This window comes from Arthrobacter sp. B2060 (assembly GCF_059090445.1).
On the sequence record NZ_JBNHFR010000001.1, the window covers coordinates 119,234 to 135,338 of the forward strand.

15 protein-coding genes and 1 tRNA gene are annotated in these 16,105 nt (G+C 65.9%); 8 read left to right on the top strand and 8 right to left on the bottom strand.

Annotation, left to right across the window (positions count from 1 at the left end):
* Nucleotides 1–41: 41 nt before the first annotated feature.
* The 4 genes from AC5RUM_RS00605 (at nt 42) to AC5RUM_RS00620 (ending at nt 2,803) form a co-directional block, all read left to right on the top strand.
* On the top strand, nt 42–527 hold the full coding sequence (locus AC5RUM_RS00605) for a hypothetical protein (protein ID WP_494033128.1): 486 nt from the start codon (nt 42–44) through the stop codon (nt 525–527).
* Nucleotides 528–664: 137 nt separating this feature from the next.
* A complete protein-coding gene (locus AC5RUM_RS00610; RefSeq protein WP_494033129.1) occupies nt 665–1,297 on the top strand; it encodes a DUF305 domain-containing protein in 633 nt (210 codons plus the stop codon).
* Nucleotides 1,298–1,570: 273 nt separating this feature from the next.
* The gene (locus AC5RUM_RS00615) at nt 1,571–2,584 is read left to right on the top strand and encodes a hypothetical protein (protein WP_494033130.1); all 1,014 of its coding nucleotides are present in this window, start codon (nt 1,571–1,573) and stop codon (nt 2,582–2,584) included.
* Nucleotides 2,585–2,623: 39 nt separating this feature from the next.
* Nucleotides 2,624–2,803 carry a hypothetical protein gene (locus tag AC5RUM_RS00620; protein WP_494033131.1) on the top strand — a complete coding sequence of 60 codons (180 nt, stop codon included), beginning with the start codon at nt 2,624–2,626 and terminating at the stop codon, nt 2,801–2,803.
* 120 nt (nt 2,804–2,923) lie between these two features.
* On the opposite strand, the gene AC5RUM_RS00625 is transcribed toward AC5RUM_RS00620, so the two are convergent.
* The 8 genes from AC5RUM_RS00625 to AC5RUM_RS00660 form a co-directional block, all read right to left on the bottom strand.
* Nucleotides 2,924–3,769: an aldo/keto reductase gene (locus tag AC5RUM_RS00625; RefSeq protein ID WP_400579984.1), complete on the bottom strand. Its 846-nt coding sequence runs from the start codon at nt 3,767–3,769 to the stop codon at nt 2,924–2,926.
* Between the two features lie 95 nt (nt 3,770–3,864).
* A complete protein-coding gene (locus tag AC5RUM_RS00630; protein ID WP_494033132.1) occupies nt 3,865–4,308 on the bottom strand; it encodes a hypothetical protein in 444 nt (147 codons plus the stop codon).
* Between the two features lie 7 nt (nt 4,309–4,315).
* Nucleotides 4,316–4,993 carry a bacterial proteasome activator family protein gene (locus AC5RUM_RS00635; protein ID WP_494033133.1) on the bottom strand — a complete coding sequence of 226 codons (678 nt, stop codon included), beginning with the start codon at nt 4,991–4,993 and terminating at the stop codon, nt 4,316–4,318.
* A 38-nt stretch (nt 4,994–5,031) separates the two neighbouring features.
* Nucleotides 5,032–5,496 (bottom strand): GNAT family N-acetyltransferase, encoded by a 465-nt coding sequence (locus tag AC5RUM_RS00640; protein ID WP_494033134.1) that lies wholly within the window; start codon nt 5,494–5,496, stop codon nt 5,032–5,034.
* 2 nt (nt 5,497–5,498) lie between these two features.
* On the bottom strand, nt 5,499–5,690 hold the full coding sequence (locus tag AC5RUM_RS00645) for a YbdD/YjiX family protein (protein WP_494033135.1): 192 nt from the start codon (nt 5,688–5,690) through the stop codon (nt 5,499–5,501).
* Between the two features lie 13 nt (nt 5,691–5,703).
* The gene (locus AC5RUM_RS00650; RefSeq protein ID WP_494033854.1) at nt 5,704–7,995 is read right to left on the bottom strand and encodes a carbon starvation CstA family protein; all 2,292 of its coding nucleotides are present in this window, start codon (nt 7,993–7,995) and stop codon (nt 5,704–5,706) included.
* 129 nt (nt 7,996–8,124) lie between these two features.
* On the bottom strand, nt 8,125–8,673 hold the full coding sequence (locus AC5RUM_RS00655; RefSeq protein WP_494033136.1) for a PadR family transcriptional regulator: 549 nt from the start codon (nt 8,671–8,673) through the stop codon (nt 8,125–8,127).
* On the bottom strand, nt 8,673–9,656 hold the full coding sequence (locus tag AC5RUM_RS00660) for an NAD(P)H-quinone oxidoreductase (protein WP_400579973.1): 984 nt from the start codon (nt 9,654–9,656) through the stop codon (nt 8,673–8,675). The genes AC5RUM_RS00655 and AC5RUM_RS00660 overlap by 1 nt, the downstream gene beginning before the upstream one ends.
* Nucleotides 9,657–9,769: 113 nt before the next feature.
* On the opposite strand from AC5RUM_RS00660, the gene AC5RUM_RS00665 reads away from it, so the two are divergent.
* The 4 genes from AC5RUM_RS00665 to AC5RUM_RS00680 all read left to right on the top strand — a co-directional run bounded on the left by AC5RUM_RS00665 (nt 9,770) and on the right by AC5RUM_RS00680 (nt 15,992).
* Nucleotides 9,770–9,857, top strand: a tRNA-Ser gene (locus tag AC5RUM_RS00665).
* A 270-nt stretch (nt 9,858–10,127) separates the two neighbouring features.
* The gene (locus AC5RUM_RS00670) at nt 10,128–10,259 is read left to right on the top strand and encodes a hypothetical protein (RefSeq protein ID WP_400579971.1); all 132 of its coding nucleotides are present in this window, start codon (nt 10,128–10,130) and stop codon (nt 10,257–10,259) included.
* A gap of 108 nt (nt 10,260–10,367) precedes the next feature.
* A complete protein-coding gene (locus tag AC5RUM_RS00675; RefSeq protein ID WP_494033137.1) occupies nt 10,368–11,159 on the top strand; it encodes a VOC family protein in 792 nt (263 codons plus the stop codon).
* Nucleotides 11,160–11,444: 285 nt separating this feature from the next.
* The gene (locus AC5RUM_RS00680; RefSeq protein ID WP_494033138.1) at nt 11,445–15,992 is read left to right on the top strand and encodes an ExeM/NucH family extracellular endonuclease; all 4,548 of its coding nucleotides are present in this window, start codon (nt 11,445–11,447) and stop codon (nt 15,990–15,992) included.
* The last annotated feature ends 113 nt before the right edge of the window (nt 15,993–16,105 follow it).

Genomic DNA, 16,105 nt, shown 5'->3' on the forward strand with positions numbered 1-16,105 from the left:
CCGGTAGCCTAAACACCAGCCCGAACGGAAGGAGGAGCATCATGGCTGCATCCCGCCGGAACGCCGCGTCCGCGTTCTTCTGCCGCGCCGGGCTGCTGGCCGGCATCCTTGCCGTCCTCGCCGGAATCCTGGGCATGCACGTCATCACGGGGAGCCACGGCATGCATCCCCCTGCCGCCCTCACGGCTGCGCACGCTGCGACGGACCATGCAGGATCCGCAGCGGTTGGTGGTCATGCGGCGCATAGCACCCCCGGCACGTCTTCTGGCCGCCATTCTTCGGGCGGGCACAATGCTGACGGCGTCTCGGCCGAGGAGTGCTCCTGCTCCGGCAACTGCGCGGGCATGCACTCGATGACGGTGTCCTGTACCCCGTCAGGGAAGACCGGGTCGCTGACCGTCCCGGTGCCGGGCACGGCCGTTTTCGGCGCCGTCTCCAGCGCAGGCGCGCCCGCGGCCGTCCACGGGTCCTATCCCTATCTTCCCGGCAGTCCGTCGCCGGGCGAGCTGTCCATCAGCAGGACGTAAAGCAGGATATTTGCGCCGGAAATGACCAGTTCCCGCGCAGTCCCTTGCTGCGGCCCGTCCGGGCCGCAGCCCGCAGCCCTGATGCGCACCTCCCGGGGCACCATACGCCCATGATGATCTGAAGGACCTGATTTGCCATGAACAAGAAACTTCTCCCCCTCTCCGCCACAGCCATCGCCGCAGCCCTTGCCCTGGCCGGCTGCGCCAGCGGATCCGGCACCGGATCCTCAGGCACGTCCATGCCCGGCATGGACCACGGCGGCACTTCCTCCAGCGCACCCTCCACCGGCGCCCCGGACTCGGCCACCGATCACAACGCCGCGGACGTCACGTTCGCCCAGATGATGATCCCGCACCACGCCCAAGCCGTGGACATGAGCGACAAGATGCTGAAGAAGCAGGACATTCCTGTCCAGGTGACGGCCCTGGCCACCAAGATCAAGGCCGCCCAGGACCCAGAAATTGATCTGATGACCGGCTGGCTCCAGAGCTGGAACGAACCCACGCAGATGCCCTCCGGCCACAGCAGCCACAGCATGGGCGGCATGGTGGGCGATGAGGACCTCAAGAAGCTCGACGCCGCCCAGGGAAGGGAGGCTGCCCGGCTCTTCCTGCAGCAGATGATCGCCCACCATGAAGGCGCGATCGTTATGGCCAAGACCGAGACCACTGCCGGTAAGAATACGGACGCGGTCAAACTCAGCAAGGACATCGTGAGCGCACAGGAAGCCGAAATCCAGGAAATGCGGCAACTGCTGGCCGCCCTATAGAAGCACGTCCGCCGGCACCAGCCACCCGCCGACAAGGATCCGCAGCCACCCGCAGCCATGAATGATGTTGTCCGCCAAGCTGTTTCACCGCCTTAACAGGGAGGATAATGGGAAGTGGATCACCGGGGCTGGGCCGGCGGCGGTGCCGCCTGTCTGAGACCAGGGCGGTGTCCCCCCAGCCGTCGTCGGCCCTTTGGGGCGCGGAATCCCTACACGAAATCCGTTCACCGCGTGGTGCGATGCGGCGATCGCCGCCGTCCTAAGATGGCCTTCATGGAAGAGCAGGAGCTTGCCGACGTCGCCGGGCGCCTGTATGCCCTGCCCTTCGACGAATTCGTGACAGCCCGCGCCGCCGCTGCGAAGACCGCCGCGGCCGGGTCCAACCGGCCGCTCTCCCAGGCCATCAAAGCCCTTCCCAAACCCTCAGCCGCGGCCTGGGCGGTCAACATGCTGGCGCACCACATGCCGGAGGCCGTGCGGCAGCTGCGGAACCTTGGGGAGACGATGCAGGGCGCGCAAGCCGCGCTCGACGCCGCGGCCCTGCGGGAGCTGTCCCGGGAGCGGCGCAAGCTCCTCGCTGAAGCCGTCAGCGCCGCCCGTCTCGCTGCGGAACAGCAGGGCCGGGCCATCAGCGGCCCGGTGGCCTCTGAAGTGGAAGAAACGCTGCGGGCAGCCACAGCAGACGCGGCTGCGGCCGCTGCCGTCCAGAGCGGCATGCTTCTGCGGGTTCTTACGGCCGACGGCGTGGACCGGGTTGATCTCGAAGGCGCGGTCGCCGTTCCTTCCGCGCTCGGGCAATTGCCCGAGCCGCCCGCACCGCCGCAGCCGATGCCGGCGGGCCCGGAACCGGAAACTCCACGCGCGGCCGGCGGGCGATCGAGGCAGCCGACGAAGCCGTCGACAAGGCGACAGCCTGCAGACGCGCCGGAGAAGCCCCGCCTCCAGGCCGTGGGACGAACGCCCCGTCCGCCGTCGCCCTCCATCCTGGATAAAGCCCTTGCCGCCCTCGCGGAGGCCGAGACGGCGGCGGCAACAGCCGCGACGGAGGCCGAAACCCGGGAGGAAGCCTTCCGGGAGGCGTCCGGGGAGTTCACCCGGCTGACGGCCGACGTCCAGGAGGCCAGGCAACGGCTAAAGGCATTGGAGGCCGCGCTGGAGGCCGCCCGAAAGGACCGCGAGGCGGCAGCAGCAGAGGCAAAGCAAGCCGCCCGGGCCGCTGAACGGAGCCAGCGGACGGCGGAGCTTGCGAAGCAGCGGGTGCTCCGGCTGCGCAACACACCGGACTGAAGAACAAAAAATGTCAGACCCCGGTTGCACCATGGAGTCATGGAAATGAACCAGGAATTCCACGTCACATTCTTCGAAGCCGACAGCGGCCGGATCCGGACCGAGGTTTTTGATACCTCCGCCGCCGCCGAGCGGTTCATGAGCCGTTGCCTGTCCTGTGAGGACGACTGGGCCACCGTTGACGCCGTGGCCATCCGTCAGCAGCAAGCGGCCGCCTGACGGGACTCGCGCCCGGGCCGCGCACGCCGTGGCTCACACGGGCCCCGCCCCGTTGAATGGTGCTGCCGCAAGGGCAGTTTCAGCGGTGCAGGGCCCGCGCGGCGGTAGTCGTGACTGAGATCAGGCGAAGTCAGAGACGGCCGGATCAGGTCCGATGCGGCCCGTTCCGGCGGCCGTGCGGTCCAGGCCGTTGATGGCTTCCACGTCCCCGGCGTCCAGGGTGATGTTCAGCGCCGCATAGTTCTCGCGGATCCGCGACTCAGTGACGGACTTGGGGATCACCACGTTGCCGATGGCCAGGTGCCAGGCGATAACCACCTGGGCGGGCGTGGCGCCGTGCTTCTCCGCGATGGCGGTGATGGTGGCATCCTCCAGCAGCTCGCCGCCCTGACCCAGCGGCGACCAGGCCTGGGTCAGAATGCCCTGCGAGGCATTGAACTCGCGGAGCTCGGCCTGGTTGAAGAAGGGGTGCAGTTCCACCTGGTTGATGGCAGGCACCACTCCGGTTTCGTCGATGATGCGCTGCAGTCCCTCGACGGTGAAGTTGGAAACGCCGATGGACTTCACCCGGCCGCGCTGCTGCAGCTCAATCAGGGCCTTCCAGGTGTCCACGTACTTGTCCTGTTTCGGCTGGAGCCAGTGGATCAGGTACAGATCCAGCGTCTCGAGTCCCAGGCGCTCCATGGATTCCTCGAACGCCGCAAGCGTTGATTCGTAGCCCTGGTCGGAGTTCCACAGCTTGGTGGTGATGAAGAGTTCCTCCGGCGACAGCCCGGAACCGGCGATGGCCCGGCCCACCCCGGACTCATTGCCGTAAATCCTGGCCGTGTCGATGTGGCGGAACCCCGCCTGGAAAGCCTGGAAGACGACCTTTTCGGCAACGTCGTCTTCCACCTGCCACACCCCGTAGCCGAGCTGGGGAATCGTGTTTCCGTCATTGAATGTCAGTGTCGGTGAAGGAGTCATTCATCCATCCTGCCAACACTCCCGCCGGGATGCAGCCAATGTCCGGAAGCTAAGCTAGGCGCTTAATGCCCGGTGGCGGGAATTTTTTGAGGGACTCAGGATTCGGCCAGCAGCCGCTCAGCATCCGCCACCTGTTCGAAGACGGTCTCTGCCCGCCTCCAGACCGAGGCTGCCCCCACGGGAACCGGGCCGACCGCAAGCCGCAGCATCGCTGCCGCCTCTGCCGTGGCCGCCAGGGAATTTCCCGCCTTCGACAGCGCACGGTGGACACCGGACAGTGAGTGCGGGATGTCCAGCCCGTCGCTTGGGGAACGCAGCTGCGCCTCGACGCAGACTTTCCGGACACGGCCGGACAATTCCGCCAGCTGGTTGGCTATGTCGACCAGCTCGGCATACAGCTGCTCATCCTCCACGCCCTCGAGGACCTGGTGGTAGCGGTCCAGACCCCTGTGGAAGCGGTCGTTGGCGCGGCGCCATAGCCCCTTACCGAGTTCGGCGTCGTCTTTCCGCCCTTGCCGGGCAGCAGTGAAGAACCCCAAGCCGGACCTACAGGTACTGGCCCGGGCCGTGGTCAGGTTCTTCCTGCCGGCCCGGCTTTAGCGGATCCGAGCCCGGCTGCTGCGGGGCCTTCGCCCGCTGCGGTTCGCCGTTCTCTCCGATGACTACCCCGGGCGCGATGACCGTCCCGGGAGGAAGCTGCTTCAGTTGCATCTGCGCCATGGCGTGTTCCCGTGCCGCGTGCTGGGCGGCGATCGCCGTCTGGATGCCATGGAACAGGCCTTCCAGCCAGCCCACCAACTGGGCCTGGGCGATCCGAAGCTCGGCGTCCGACGGCGTCCCGTCGTCCGGGAAGGGCAGGCTGATCCGTTCCAGCTCCTGCACCAGTTCCGGCGCCAGGCCGTCCTCGAGCTCCTTGATGGAGCGCTCGTGAATCTCGGCAAGCCTGCCCCGCGCGGCATCGTCAAGCGGTGCCGACTTCACTTCCTCGAGCAGCTGGCGGATCATGGTGCCGATGCGCATTACCTTGGCCGGCTCGTCCACGAGGTCCTGAAGGCTGCTTCCCCTCGGCTTGGCCGGCTCCGCGGGCTTGTCGCCATTGGCAGGGATCGCCTCAACCTCTACGGGAGTGCCCTCCACAGGGACGTCGTCACCTGGCCGCGCTGCCTGGAGGCCGGCGCCGGAGGCAGCCGCAGGGCCGGTTTGAGTGTCGTTCGGATCGGTCATGCGTTCATACTCTCATGAGCCCGGAATGCGGAGTCCAGTCAATGAAGCTCCTTGACCAGGATTTCGCCTTCGTCCGTAGCGAAACCGCATTTCCGGTAGAAGCCAACGGCTGAGGTGTTGGCAGGAACCCATACGTCGCGCACCCCGTTGGCACGCATCCAGTCCTCCATGGCGCCGATCAGGGCGCGCCCGATGCCCTGCCTGCGGTAATTGGCGTGGGTGCCCATCTCCATGAGGAGCAGTTCGGCCCATGGGCCGGCAGTACGACGGCGTTGCACGCAGCAATGCAGGAAGCCCACCGTCCGGTCTTCCGACTGAACCAGCCAGAACAGGACGGTGGGATCCGCCAGGAAGTCCCTGGCGCCGTCGGGCGTTAACGCGCCCGACGGCGCCACGGCGGGATCTTCATCGAACAGGTTGTCCGTCTCCGCAAGGGCATTGAGCGATGCACCGTCCTCCGGCCCGATCCTGCGGATCGACAGCGCGGCGGAGGGAACAGCCATGGTCAACAGCACCGTCCCTGCGGGTTGCTGTCCTGGCGGTCCGTCCTGTCCCGCCAGAATTCCCGCTCCGTCATCGGCTGGGCCAGGTGCCCCGAGGCGAAGTGGTGCTCCAGGTATTTCTGGTAGGCGTCGGCCCCCATCACTCCGCCGAGGTACCGGGCGAAGCCCCGGAACCCTTCTGCTATCGCGTTCATGACCGGCTCCGCATCAGTGGTGGGCGGACTTCTCAAGCCGCAGGTCCGCCGGAAGTTTGTTCCACTCGGCCATCAGCTCACGCTCGGCGGGCGTCGGAATCAGTCCTGCGGGCGCGTAGCCCCTGGACGCGACCGCCGGGTCCTCGTGGTCCGCGTGCTCCAGGCCGGAGGCCTCGTGGCGGAAGGCCTTCACGGTGGCGATGATGGCCGTGATGATGACGATGATGCTCAGCAGTACGAAGATCACCGACAGCCACCCCTGGATCATGGTGTTGCGGACCACGGCTTCCATGGCGGCAACGGTCTTCGCGGTACCGAATTCCGTCTTGCCGTCCGCCAGTGCCCGGGAGAAGGCCGCGTTGTTGGCGAAGTAGCCGACAGCCGGCACCGGGGAGAAGATCTTGTGGAAGCTGGCAGTGATGGTGACCACGGCCGCGAAGGCCAGCGGCAGGGCCACAATCCACAGGTACTTGAAGGTGCCGCGTTTGGCCGCGATGGCCATGCATACCGAAAGGGCGATGGCGGCAAGCAGCTGGTTCGCGATGCCGAACAGCGGGAACAGGGTGTTAATGCCGCCCAGCGGGTCGGTGACACCCATCAGCAGCACCGCACCCCACGCACCGACCATGATCGCCGTGCAGAGCCAGGCTCCCGGCCGCCACGAGTGCTCCTTGAACTTCGGGACGAAGTTGCCGATGGAGTCCTGCAGCATGAAGCGGGCAACGCGGGTTCCGGCGTCCACGGCGGTCAGGATGAACAGCGCCTCGAACATGATGGCGAAGTGGTACCAAAACGCCATCATGGCGGTGCCGCCAATGAACTGCTGCATGATGTGGGCCAGCCCTACGGCCAGTGTTGGTGCGCCGCCGGTGCGGGAGACAATGCTTTCCTCACCGACGTTGGCCGCCGTCTGCGACAGGAGGTCCGGTGTCAGGTTCACGCCCGTGAGCCCGAGGCTGTTCACCCAGGTGGCCGCGGTTTCCACGGTTCCACCGGTCAGGGCGGCGGGCGAGTTCATGGCGAAGTACAGTCCGCGGTCGATGGAGATGGCTGCCACGAGGGCCATGATGGCCACGAAGGATTCCATCAGCATGCCGCCATAGCCGATGAGGCGGGTCTGGCGTTCCTTTTCGATCAGTTTCGGCGTGGTGCCGGAGGAGATCAGTGCGTGGAAGCCGGACAGCGCGCCGCAGGCAATCGTGACGAAGAGGAACGGGAACAGCGCCCCGGGGAACACCGGACCGTTCTCGCGGCTGGCGAACTCGCTGAAGGCCGGCACCGTGATTTCGGGGCGGACCACGATGATGGCCAGCGCCAGCATGACGATGACGCCGATCTTCATGAACGTGGAGAGGTAGTCGCGCGGAGCGAGGAGCAGCCACACGGGCAGGATCGCGGCGATAAAGCCGTAAACGATGAGGCCCCACGCGATGGTGACCTTGTCCAGGTGGAAGAACGCGGCGCCCCACTCAGTCTCGGCGACCATGCCGCCCCCGATGATGGCTGCCATGAGCAGGACGAAGCCGATCAGCGACACTTCCATGACTTTTCCTGGCCTGATGAAGCGCAGGTAGACGCCCATGAAGAGGGCAATGGGGATGGTCATTCCCACGGAGAAGACGCCCCACGGGCTTTCGCCGAGAGCGTTCACGACGACAAGCGCGAGGATGGCGACGATGATCACCATGATCAGCAGCGTCGCGACGAGGGCGGCTGTTCCGCCGATCACGCCGAGTTCCTCGCGGGCCATCTGGCCCAGGGAGCGGCCACCGCGCCTCATCGAGAAGAACAGGACGAGGTAGTCCTGGACGGCTCCGGCCAGCACGACGCCGATGATGATCCAGATGGTGCCGGGGAGGTAGCCCATCTGGGCCGCGATGACGGGTCCAACGAGCGGACCGGCGCCCGCGATGGCGGCAAAGTGGTGGCCGAACAGGACGTTGCGGTCGGTACGGACATAGTCCTTGCCGTCCGCCTTGTATTCGGCCGGAGTGGCGCGGCGGTCGTTCGGCCGGGTGATGTAGCGTTCGATCACCTTCGAGTAAAAGCGGTAGCCGATCAGGTACGTGCAGACGGACGCGAACACGAACCAGATCGCGTTGACCGTTTCTCCACGAATGATCGCCAGCATGAACCAGGCCACGCCGCCCAGCAGCGCGATCGCCACCCAGACGGCAATCTTGGTGGGAGTCCACTTCTTCTCTTCCGCTTCGCGGACCGCGTCATCCACGGCGGTCGGCGGGAGTGACGGGTCCGGTGTCAGTTCCAGATCATCGTCCGCGGTCCGAGCCCTGCTGCCAGGCATGCTGCTCATGTCTCCTCCTTGAGATCAAAAAATGTGACAACCCTCTCAAGCGCACATTACCAACGGGTGCCCCGAATCGATACGCTCGCTCGCCGGGTGCCGCCGGACAAAGCGGCAAGCGGTCACGGGTCAGCGTTCAGCGGTCACCGGGGCCGGTGCCAGCTGCGCCATGCGCGCCTCGCAGAGGTCCAGCCAGCGGACCTCCGCCTCTGCCTGGAAGATCAGGGAATCCAGCACCAGCAGCCCCGCGAGGTCGGCGCTGCGCGGGCTGGCGGCCATGTCCCGCCTGGACTTCGTGTATTCCTGCAGCACGGCCAGTGAGGCTGCGCGCTGGACCCGGATCATGGCGGTCACGTCCACTCCGGGCAGCGTCAGGGCAAGGGAGAGCTTGATGGCCAGTTCGTTGCGGGGCGGCGTGCCGCGCTCCACGGGCGAGGAGAACCAGGCCCGCACCTCCCCGGCCCCGGCACCGGTGATGCCATAGACCACCTGGCTGCCGCCGTCGCCGCCTTCCTTCCGGACCAGACCGTCACGCTCCAGCCGGTCAAGCGTGGTGTAGACCTGTCCGATGTTCAGCGGCCAGGCGGAGCCTGTGCGGTCGTGGAACTCGCTCCTGAGCTGGTAGCCGTACTGCGGCCGGTCGTGCAGCAGGGCCAGGAGACTGTGCCGGACGGACACTAAACCACCAGCAGGATCTTGCCTACGTGCTCCCCCGCGTCGAAGTATTCGTGGGCAGCCCTGACCTGGTCCAAAGGAAATGTCTTGTCCACGAGGGGATGGACCCGCCCATCGGCGATGAGAGGCCACACGGCGTCCCGGACGGCCGTCATGATGGCGCCCTTCTCTTCCACGGGCCGGGGCCGGAGTGCCGTGGCGACGACGGCCGCGCGTTTCCGCAGCAGCTGTCCGAGGTCCAGTTCGCCCTTCGTGCCGCCTTGGAGTCCGATGACGATGAGCCGGCCGTAGTCAGCCAGGGCGTCGACGTTCTGCTGCAGATACTTGGCACCCACGACATCCAGGATCACGTCGGCGCCCTTGCCGCCGTTCTGGGCCCGGAGGCTCTCGGCGAAATTCTCCTCCGCATAGTTGATGGCGATGTCGGCCCCCAGGAAAGCCTTGGCCGTGCCGACTTTCTCGTCGGTGCCGGCCGTGGTGGCGACGGTGGCCCCGATCGCCTTGGCAAACTGGATGGCCATGGTGCCGATCCCGCCGGTGGCACCGTGGACCAGGACCGTTTCACCTGCCTGCAGCTGGGCGGTCATGATGAGGTTGGAGTAGACGGTCGCGGCAACCTCCGGGAGGGCCGCGGCGGTGACCAGGTCAACGCCGTCGGGAATTCTGACTACCTGCTCCGAACGGACGGCGACCTGCTGCGCATATCCGCCGCCGGCCAGCAACGCCACCACCTTGTCTCCAATGGAGAAGGGTTTGGTGACCCCCGGGCCGAAACCGGCGATGCGGCCGGAAACTTCCAGCCCCGGAACCTCCGAGGCGCCCGGCGGCGGCGGATAGAAGCCCTTCCGCTGATGCACGTCCGCGCGGTTCAGGCCTGCCGCCACCACGTCGATCAGGACCTCGCCGTGCCCGGGAACGGGAGCCGGGACCTCCCGGATTTCCAGCATTTCCGGCCCGCCCGGCTCGGAGATGTAGACGGCTTTCATGGAGAACTCCCGATTTCTAGCTGATTCCTGCCCCAAAAATAGTGCGCAGCGGCAGCAACCGCCACATTTCGGTTTTTGTTGCAGCCAACTGCCTATGAAACACTACTAGTCAGGGAAGGTTGTCCGAGCGGCCGAAGGAGCTGGTCTTGAAAACCAGTGTGCGGTAACCCCGTACCAAGAGTTCGAATCTCTTACCTTCCGCGCGGCGCACTGTGCGCACTATGAGGGCCGGTGGGGCCGACCGCAGGTTTGGTCCCACCGGCCTTTTGCGTGTGCAGGTATCGCGTGTACCCGGAACCGGAAAACAAGTACCGGCGAGTACCGGCGCCCGGAAAAATCGAGTACGCACCACTCATGCGCGGACCGCCCCTGAGGGCGTTCACTTGAAGGAACCAACGGTGCTCCTGCCCCGGTTCCGAGATAAGGGCACCGTTCCCCACCCGCCGCCGTTTTTGGGGGAAGGTAGTCGTCGTGAGCAAGGCCGAGAAGCAGAGCCTGAGGTACTCGGACTACTACTGGTGCATGTCCCTTAAGGACTTCATCGAGTGGGTTGAGGCCGACGACGACAACGAGCCCGGAACGTCGTTTTCCGACCGCCCCTGACGGCGGACACCATTGAAACTGTCATAGCCCCGGCATAGTGTCGGTCCTGTCTCAACATCCCCTTGACCTGCGGACATACATTCCGCGGCACACAGACAGGAGCTGACTATGCCCACGCCTGAGATCACGCCCGGTGCGCCCTGCTGGATTGACCTGATGACTTCCAACCCTGACACCGCGAAGCAGTTCTACGGCGATCTGTTCGGCTGGGAATTCCAGACCGGTGACCAGGAAAAGTACGGCGGTTACATCACCGCAAACAAGAACGGCAAGATGGTCGCGGGCATAATGCAAAAGCCGGCGGACCAGGGTGCCATGCCGGATACGTGGGCCACGTACCTGCGCACGGACGACGCCTCTGCTACGGCCGCGGCTGTCACCGCAAACGGCGGGGAAATCTACGTGGAACCCATGGACATCCCCGAGCAGGGCCAGATGGCGTTCTTCGGCGACGTCTCCGGCGCTGCCGTCGGAGTGTGGCAGTCGAGGGAAATGCGTGGGTATGAGCTGGTGGCCGAGAACGGCGCGCCTGCATGGCACGAGCTGCACACCAAGGACTACGACGCCGCGGTGAAGTTCTACCAGGAGGTCTTTGGCTGGGACACGGACGTCATGAGCGACACCCCGGAGTTCCGCTACACCACGTTGGGGGCCGGCCAGGACGCCAAGGCCGGCATCATGGATGCCTCCGGCTACCTCCCTGCTGAGGTCCCGTCCAGCTGGCAGGTCTACTTCGCCGTGGGAGATGCCGACGCGTCCATCGAAAAAGCCATCAGCATGGGCGGGACAGTCGTTGACGGACCGGACGACACTCCCTTCGGGCGGATCGCAACGCGGACCGACCCCACCGGCGCCATGTTTAAAATCGTAGCGGACACCGGCCAGTCAGCGCAGGGCTGAGTTCCTTCGATTCCCCTGTAAAAATTCTTCGAAAGAAATTACCGGCCGGCAGCTGTCCATCAAGCTACCGGCCGGTAGTCTTTGTGCTGGCTGGGGGGGCAGTCCGTTCCGCTGGGGAGCGTTCCGCCAAATGCACGCGCCATCAACCCTGCGTTCATCCGGCCCTGTTCTGATGGCCCGGAACTGCCTCACCAGACGCCGTGCCCGGTCCATCTGCTGGCAGTAAGTGTGTGCACATTCCATTGGGTCCCTTACCCGGGACACCCTTAGTGAGAGCCAGAGCGGATGCATCAAACACCTTGGAAATTCACACTGGGCGCAGTGTTGTCGGCGGGGCTCATCGCAGCCCCGCTGACCGCTGTCCCTGCGAATGCAGTGGAGGACTCGCCGGCCGCTGCAGGATCATCGCCCGTCGTCATCAACGAGGCCTACCTCAGCGGCGGCAGCGCCGGAGCGGCGTACAAGAACAAGTTCGTGGAGCTCTATAATTCCTCGGACTCCCCTGTTTCGCTGGAAGGCTGGTCCATCCAATACCGCTCGGCAACTGCGACCGGAGCCCCGAGCAACATCGGGAAGCTGAGCGGCAGCATCCCCGCGAAGGGATACTTTGTCGTCAAAGGCGGAACCAACAACACGGCTTCCACGGCCCCGGATCTTCCCGCCGCCGACGTCCAGGCCCCGGGATTCAGCCCGTCAGGCACTACCGGTACGATCGTGCTTGCCAGGCAGGCCACGGCTCTCAACCCGCTCCCGACCGGTTCGGTCGTTGAGCCTGAAAACGTCGCGGACCTGCTGGGCTATGGAACGTCCAATACCTTCGAAACCCAGGTGGCAGCGGCGCCGTCCGGCAACGGAGACGTTCGGAGCCTGAACCGGACCTCGGGCACGGACAGCAACAATAACGCCGCAGATCTCATGCTGAGCCCGTCCATTACGCCGGGAGCGGCAAACCAGGCCGCGGACCCGGCTCCCACGGAACCCGTTGATCCGAATCCAGGCGCGCTTACGACCATTGCCGAGATCCAGGGAACGGGCGCCGCGAGTCCGCTGGCCGGCTCCGCTGTGACCACGAGGGGCCGGGTGACGGCGGTCTTCCCCACCGGGGGCTTCGCCGGTTACTACCTTCAGACGCCGGGAACCGGCGGCGATCTGACGCCAGCCAACCACGCGGCGTCGGACGCTGTTTTCGTCTTCTCCCCCGCAACGGTGGGCAGCGTCCGGACCGGTGACCACGTGGAGGTCAGCGGAACCGTCAGCGAGTTCTACGGCATGACACAGGTTTCAGTGGGCAGCGCCGCGGGCCTGACCAAACTCACCGAGGCGGCACCCGAAGTCAAGGCCACCGGATTCTCCCTGCCGGCTGCTGAGCCGTTCCGCGAGTCGCTGGAAGGCATGCTGCTCGCGCCACAGGGCGCGTTCACGGTCTCGGACAACTACGCCCTCAATCAGTACGGCGAGATCGGCCTGTCCGGCGGGACCACCACCCTGGTCCAGCCGACCGCCGTCGCCCCCTACGGTTCGGCAGAGTACACGGCGACGGTGGCGGCCAACGCCGCCCGCGGGATCAGGCTCGACGACGGCGCCAGCACCAATTTCCTGAAGGACACCGCCACGAAGTCGCAGGTTCTCCCGTACCTGACGGCAACGGACCCCGTCCGGGTCGGGTCCCCGGTGACCTTCACAACGAATGTGGTGCTCGGCTACGCCAACAACGCCTGGAAGTTCCAGCCGCTGACCCACCTGACGGCGGCAAATGCAGACGCCGTCCAGCCGGCATCCTTCGGCGCCACCCGGACCGACGCCCCCGCCGCCGTGGGCGGAAACCTGAAAATCGCCTCCTTCAACGTGCTCAATTACTTCACCACCACCGGGGACCAGGTGGCGGGCTGCACTTTCTACACTGACAGGGACGGCAACCCCATCACCGTCAAGGACGGCTGCAGCGTCCGAGGGGCCGCGAATGCGGAGAACCTGAAACGCCAGCAGGACAAGATCGTGGCTGCGATCACGAAGGCCGGCGCCGATGTCGTATCCCTCATGGAGGTAGAAAACTCCGCGCAGTTCGGCAAGGACCGGGACGACGCCCTGGCGAAGCTCGTGGAAGCGCTCAACATCGCCACCCCCGGGATCTGGGACTACGTCCGCTCACCAGCCAACGCTCCCCCGCTGGCGGACGAGGACATGATCCGCACCGCCTTCATCTTCAAGAAAGCCGCGGCCGAGCCCGTCGGCGAATCCGTCATCCACAACGACACCGTGGCCTTCGCGAGCGCCCGGAAGCCCTTGGCCCAGGTGTTCAGGCCGGTGGGCGGCGCGGAGGACAAAAAGTTCATCGCCATCGCGAACCACTTCAAGTCCAAGGGATCCGCCGCCACCCCGGACGACACCGACAAGGGGCAAGGAGCCTCAAACCTTGCCCGCACTGAGCAGGCGAAGTCCCTGGTGGCCTTCGCCGACGGGCTGAAAGCGTCGAAGGGAACCGACAAGGTCTTCCTGATGGGCGACTTCAACGCCTACGCCAAGGAGGACCCCATCAACGTCCTCACCGCGGCCGGCTACGTGAACCAGGACGAGAAGGCGAAGCACGCCGATGGAACGGCCAAGCACTCCTACCTCTTCGGCGGCCTGACGGGTTCGATCGACCACATCCTGGCGTCACCTGCCGCCGACGCAGCGGTGACGGGCGCCGACATCTGGAACATCAACTCGGTGGAGTCCGTCGCGCTGGAGTACAGCAGGTATAACAACAACGTGACCAACTACTATGCGCCGGACCAGTACCGGGCCAGCGACCACGACCCCGTTGTAGTTGGTCTCGACCTGCCGGCGTCACCGGCCACGCCGGCCAGCGTGGACCTGAACTTCCTGGGCATCAACGACTTCCACGGCCGCATCGATACGAACACGGTGCTGTTCGCCGGCACGGTCGAGAAGCTGCGCGCGGAGGCCGCTCCGGGGGCCACCGCTTTCCTGTCTGCCGGGGACAACATTGGGGCTTCGCTCTTCGCCTCCGCCGTTGCCAAGGACCAGCCCACCATCGACGTCCTGAACGCCCTCGATGTGAAAGCCTCCGCCGTGGGCAACCACGAGTTCGACGGCGGGTGGGCTGACTTGCGTGACCGCGTCGCCGCCGGCGCCCGGTTCCCGTATCTGGGGGCCAACGTGTACAGGAAGGGCACCACCGACCCCGTCCTTCCGGAGTTCACGGTCCTCGAGATGAGCGGCATCAAGGTGGCCGTCATCGGCACCGTGACCCAGGAAGTGCCGGCCCTGGTCACGCCCGCTGGGATCAGCGATCTGGACTTCGGAGACCCCGTAGACGCCATCAACCGCGTCGCTGGCAAGATCAAGGCCGGGGAGCTTGCCGACGTCATCATCGTGGAGAACCACGACGGCGCCGGTGCCGGAACGCCCGAAGGCGCCACCCTGGAGCAGGAAGTCGCCGCCGGCGGCCCCTTCGCCAAGCTGGTCACCGAAACGTCCGCCGACGTGGACGCGATCTTCAACGGCCACACACACAAGGAATACGCCTGGGACGCACCCGTGCCCGGCGTTCCCGGCAAAACCCGGCCCATTGTGCAGACCGGCAACTACGGCGAGCACATCGGCCGAATCCAGCTGACCGTCGACACCACGACCAAAGAGGTCACCGGCCACAAAGCGGGGAACGTCAAACGCACCACCGACGCAGCCGCTGACCTGATAGCCGCCTACCCGAGGGTGGCCGCCGTCGACGCCATCGTCAAGAAGGCCCTGGCCGATGCCGCGGAAATCGGAAACCAGCCGGTGGGCAAGGTGACCGCCGATATCACCACGGCCTTTACGCCGGCGACCGAGACCACACCTGCCAAGCGGGATGACCGCGCGAGCGAGTCCACCCTGGGCAACCTCGTGGCGGATTCGCTCGTGGAGGCCCTGAAGGCCCCGGAGACCGGCGGCGCGGAGATCGGCGTCGTCAACCCGGGTGGACTGCGCAACGAGCTGTACTTCGCGCCCGACGGAACCATCACCTACGCCGAGGCCAACTCTGTCCTGCCCTTCGTGAACAACCTGTGGACCACCTCCCTGTCGGGGGCACAGTTCAAGACGCTTCTGGAACAGCAGTGGCAGACCAACGCCGACGGGACGGTTCCCAGCCGCCCCTACCTGCAACTGGGGCTGTCCAGGAACGTCAACTACACCTACGACGCCGCCCGACCGGCGGGCGACCGCATCACCTCTATCCGGGTGGACGGGAACCTGATGGATCCGGCAAAGTCCTACCGGATCGGCACCTTCAGCTTCCTGGCCTCCGGCGGCGACAACTTCCGGATCTTCTCGGGGGGCGCCGGCACTAAGGATTCCGGACTCGTGGACCGGGACGCCTGGATCAGGTACCTCCAGGAGCACACCCCGGTGGCACCGGACTTCGCGCGGCGCACGGTTGCCCTGGTGAACACCACGGCGGCCGAGGTCAAAGCCGGGGACCCCATGACGCTGGAGGTCTCCCGGCTGGACCTGACCTCGCTGGGCAGCCCGGTCAACAGGTCACTGAGTGCGGTGTTCACCGACTCTGCCGGAACGTCCACTCCGCTGGGCACCATTCCGGTTTCGGGAGGTACGGCCACGGTGAATCTCGCCGTTCCCGCCAAGGCGGCTCCCGGCGGGGGAACCTTGACCCTGACTGCCGCGGAGTCCGGAACGGTGGTCAAAGCCGCGGTTAGGGTCGCAGCCAGCGGTCCCGTCCCGCCGGTGTGCACGGCCCCCGTTCCGCCCACCCGCTGGTACGACCTCGCCGGTTGGATCAGATACGCCATCGCCTTGACCGAGTACAGGAAGTGCCTGAGGGGCTAAACCTCAGACCCGGATGCCGGCAGAGAATGCTCCCCGCAGCGGCGGGGAGCATTCTGCATTTGAACTGCGGGAGGGTCGCCCGAAAGACGACGGCAACTGCAGGAGGGTCGCCC

Excerpts from the sequence above, each read along its gene's own strand:
- AC5RUM_RS00615 (WP_494033130.1), top strand. The coding sequence starts at position 1,571 with ATGGAAGAGCAGGAGCTTGCCGACGTCGCCGGGCGCCTGTATGCCCTG.
- AC5RUM_RS00625 (WP_400579984.1), bottom strand. The coding sequence starts at position 3,769 with ATGACTCCTTCACCGACACTGACATTCAATGACGGAAACACGATTCCC.
- AC5RUM_RS00680 (WP_494033138.1), top strand. The coding sequence starts at position 11,445 with ATGCATCAAACACCTTGGAAATTCACACTGGGCGCAGTGTTGTCGGCG.
- AC5RUM_RS00650 (WP_494033854.1), bottom strand. The coding sequence starts at position 7,995 with ATGCCTGGCAGCAGGGCTCGGACCGCGGACGATGATCTGGAACTGACA.
- AC5RUM_RS00610 (WP_494033129.1), top strand. The coding sequence starts at position 665 with ATGAACAAGAAACTTCTCCCCCTCTCCGCCACAGCCATCGCCGCAGCC.
- AC5RUM_RS00605 (WP_494033128.1), top strand. The coding sequence starts at position 42 with ATGGCTGCATCCCGCCGGAACGCCGCGTCCGCGTTCTTCTGCCGCGCC.
- AC5RUM_RS00645 (WP_494033135.1), bottom strand. The coding sequence starts at position 5,690 with ATGAACGCGATAGCAGAAGGGTTCCGGGGCTTCGCCCGGTACCTCGGC.
- AC5RUM_RS00640 (WP_494033134.1), bottom strand. The coding sequence starts at position 5,496 with ATGGCTGTTCCCTCCGCCGCGCTGTCGATCCGCAGGATCGGGCCGGAG.
- AC5RUM_RS00675 (WP_494033137.1), top strand. The coding sequence starts at position 10,368 with ATGCCCACGCCTGAGATCACGCCCGGTGCGCCCTGCTGGATTGACCTG.
- AC5RUM_RS00660 (WP_400579973.1), bottom strand. The coding sequence starts at position 9,656 with ATGAAAGCCGTCTACATCTCCGAGCCGGGCGGGCCGGAAATGCTGGAA.
- AC5RUM_RS00620 (WP_494033131.1), top strand. The coding sequence starts at position 2,624 with ATGGAAATGAACCAGGAATTCCACGTCACATTCTTCGAAGCCGACAGC.
- AC5RUM_RS00635 (WP_494033133.1), bottom strand. The coding sequence starts at position 4,993 with ATGACCGATCCGAACGACACTCAAACCGGCCCTGCGGCTGCCTCCGGC.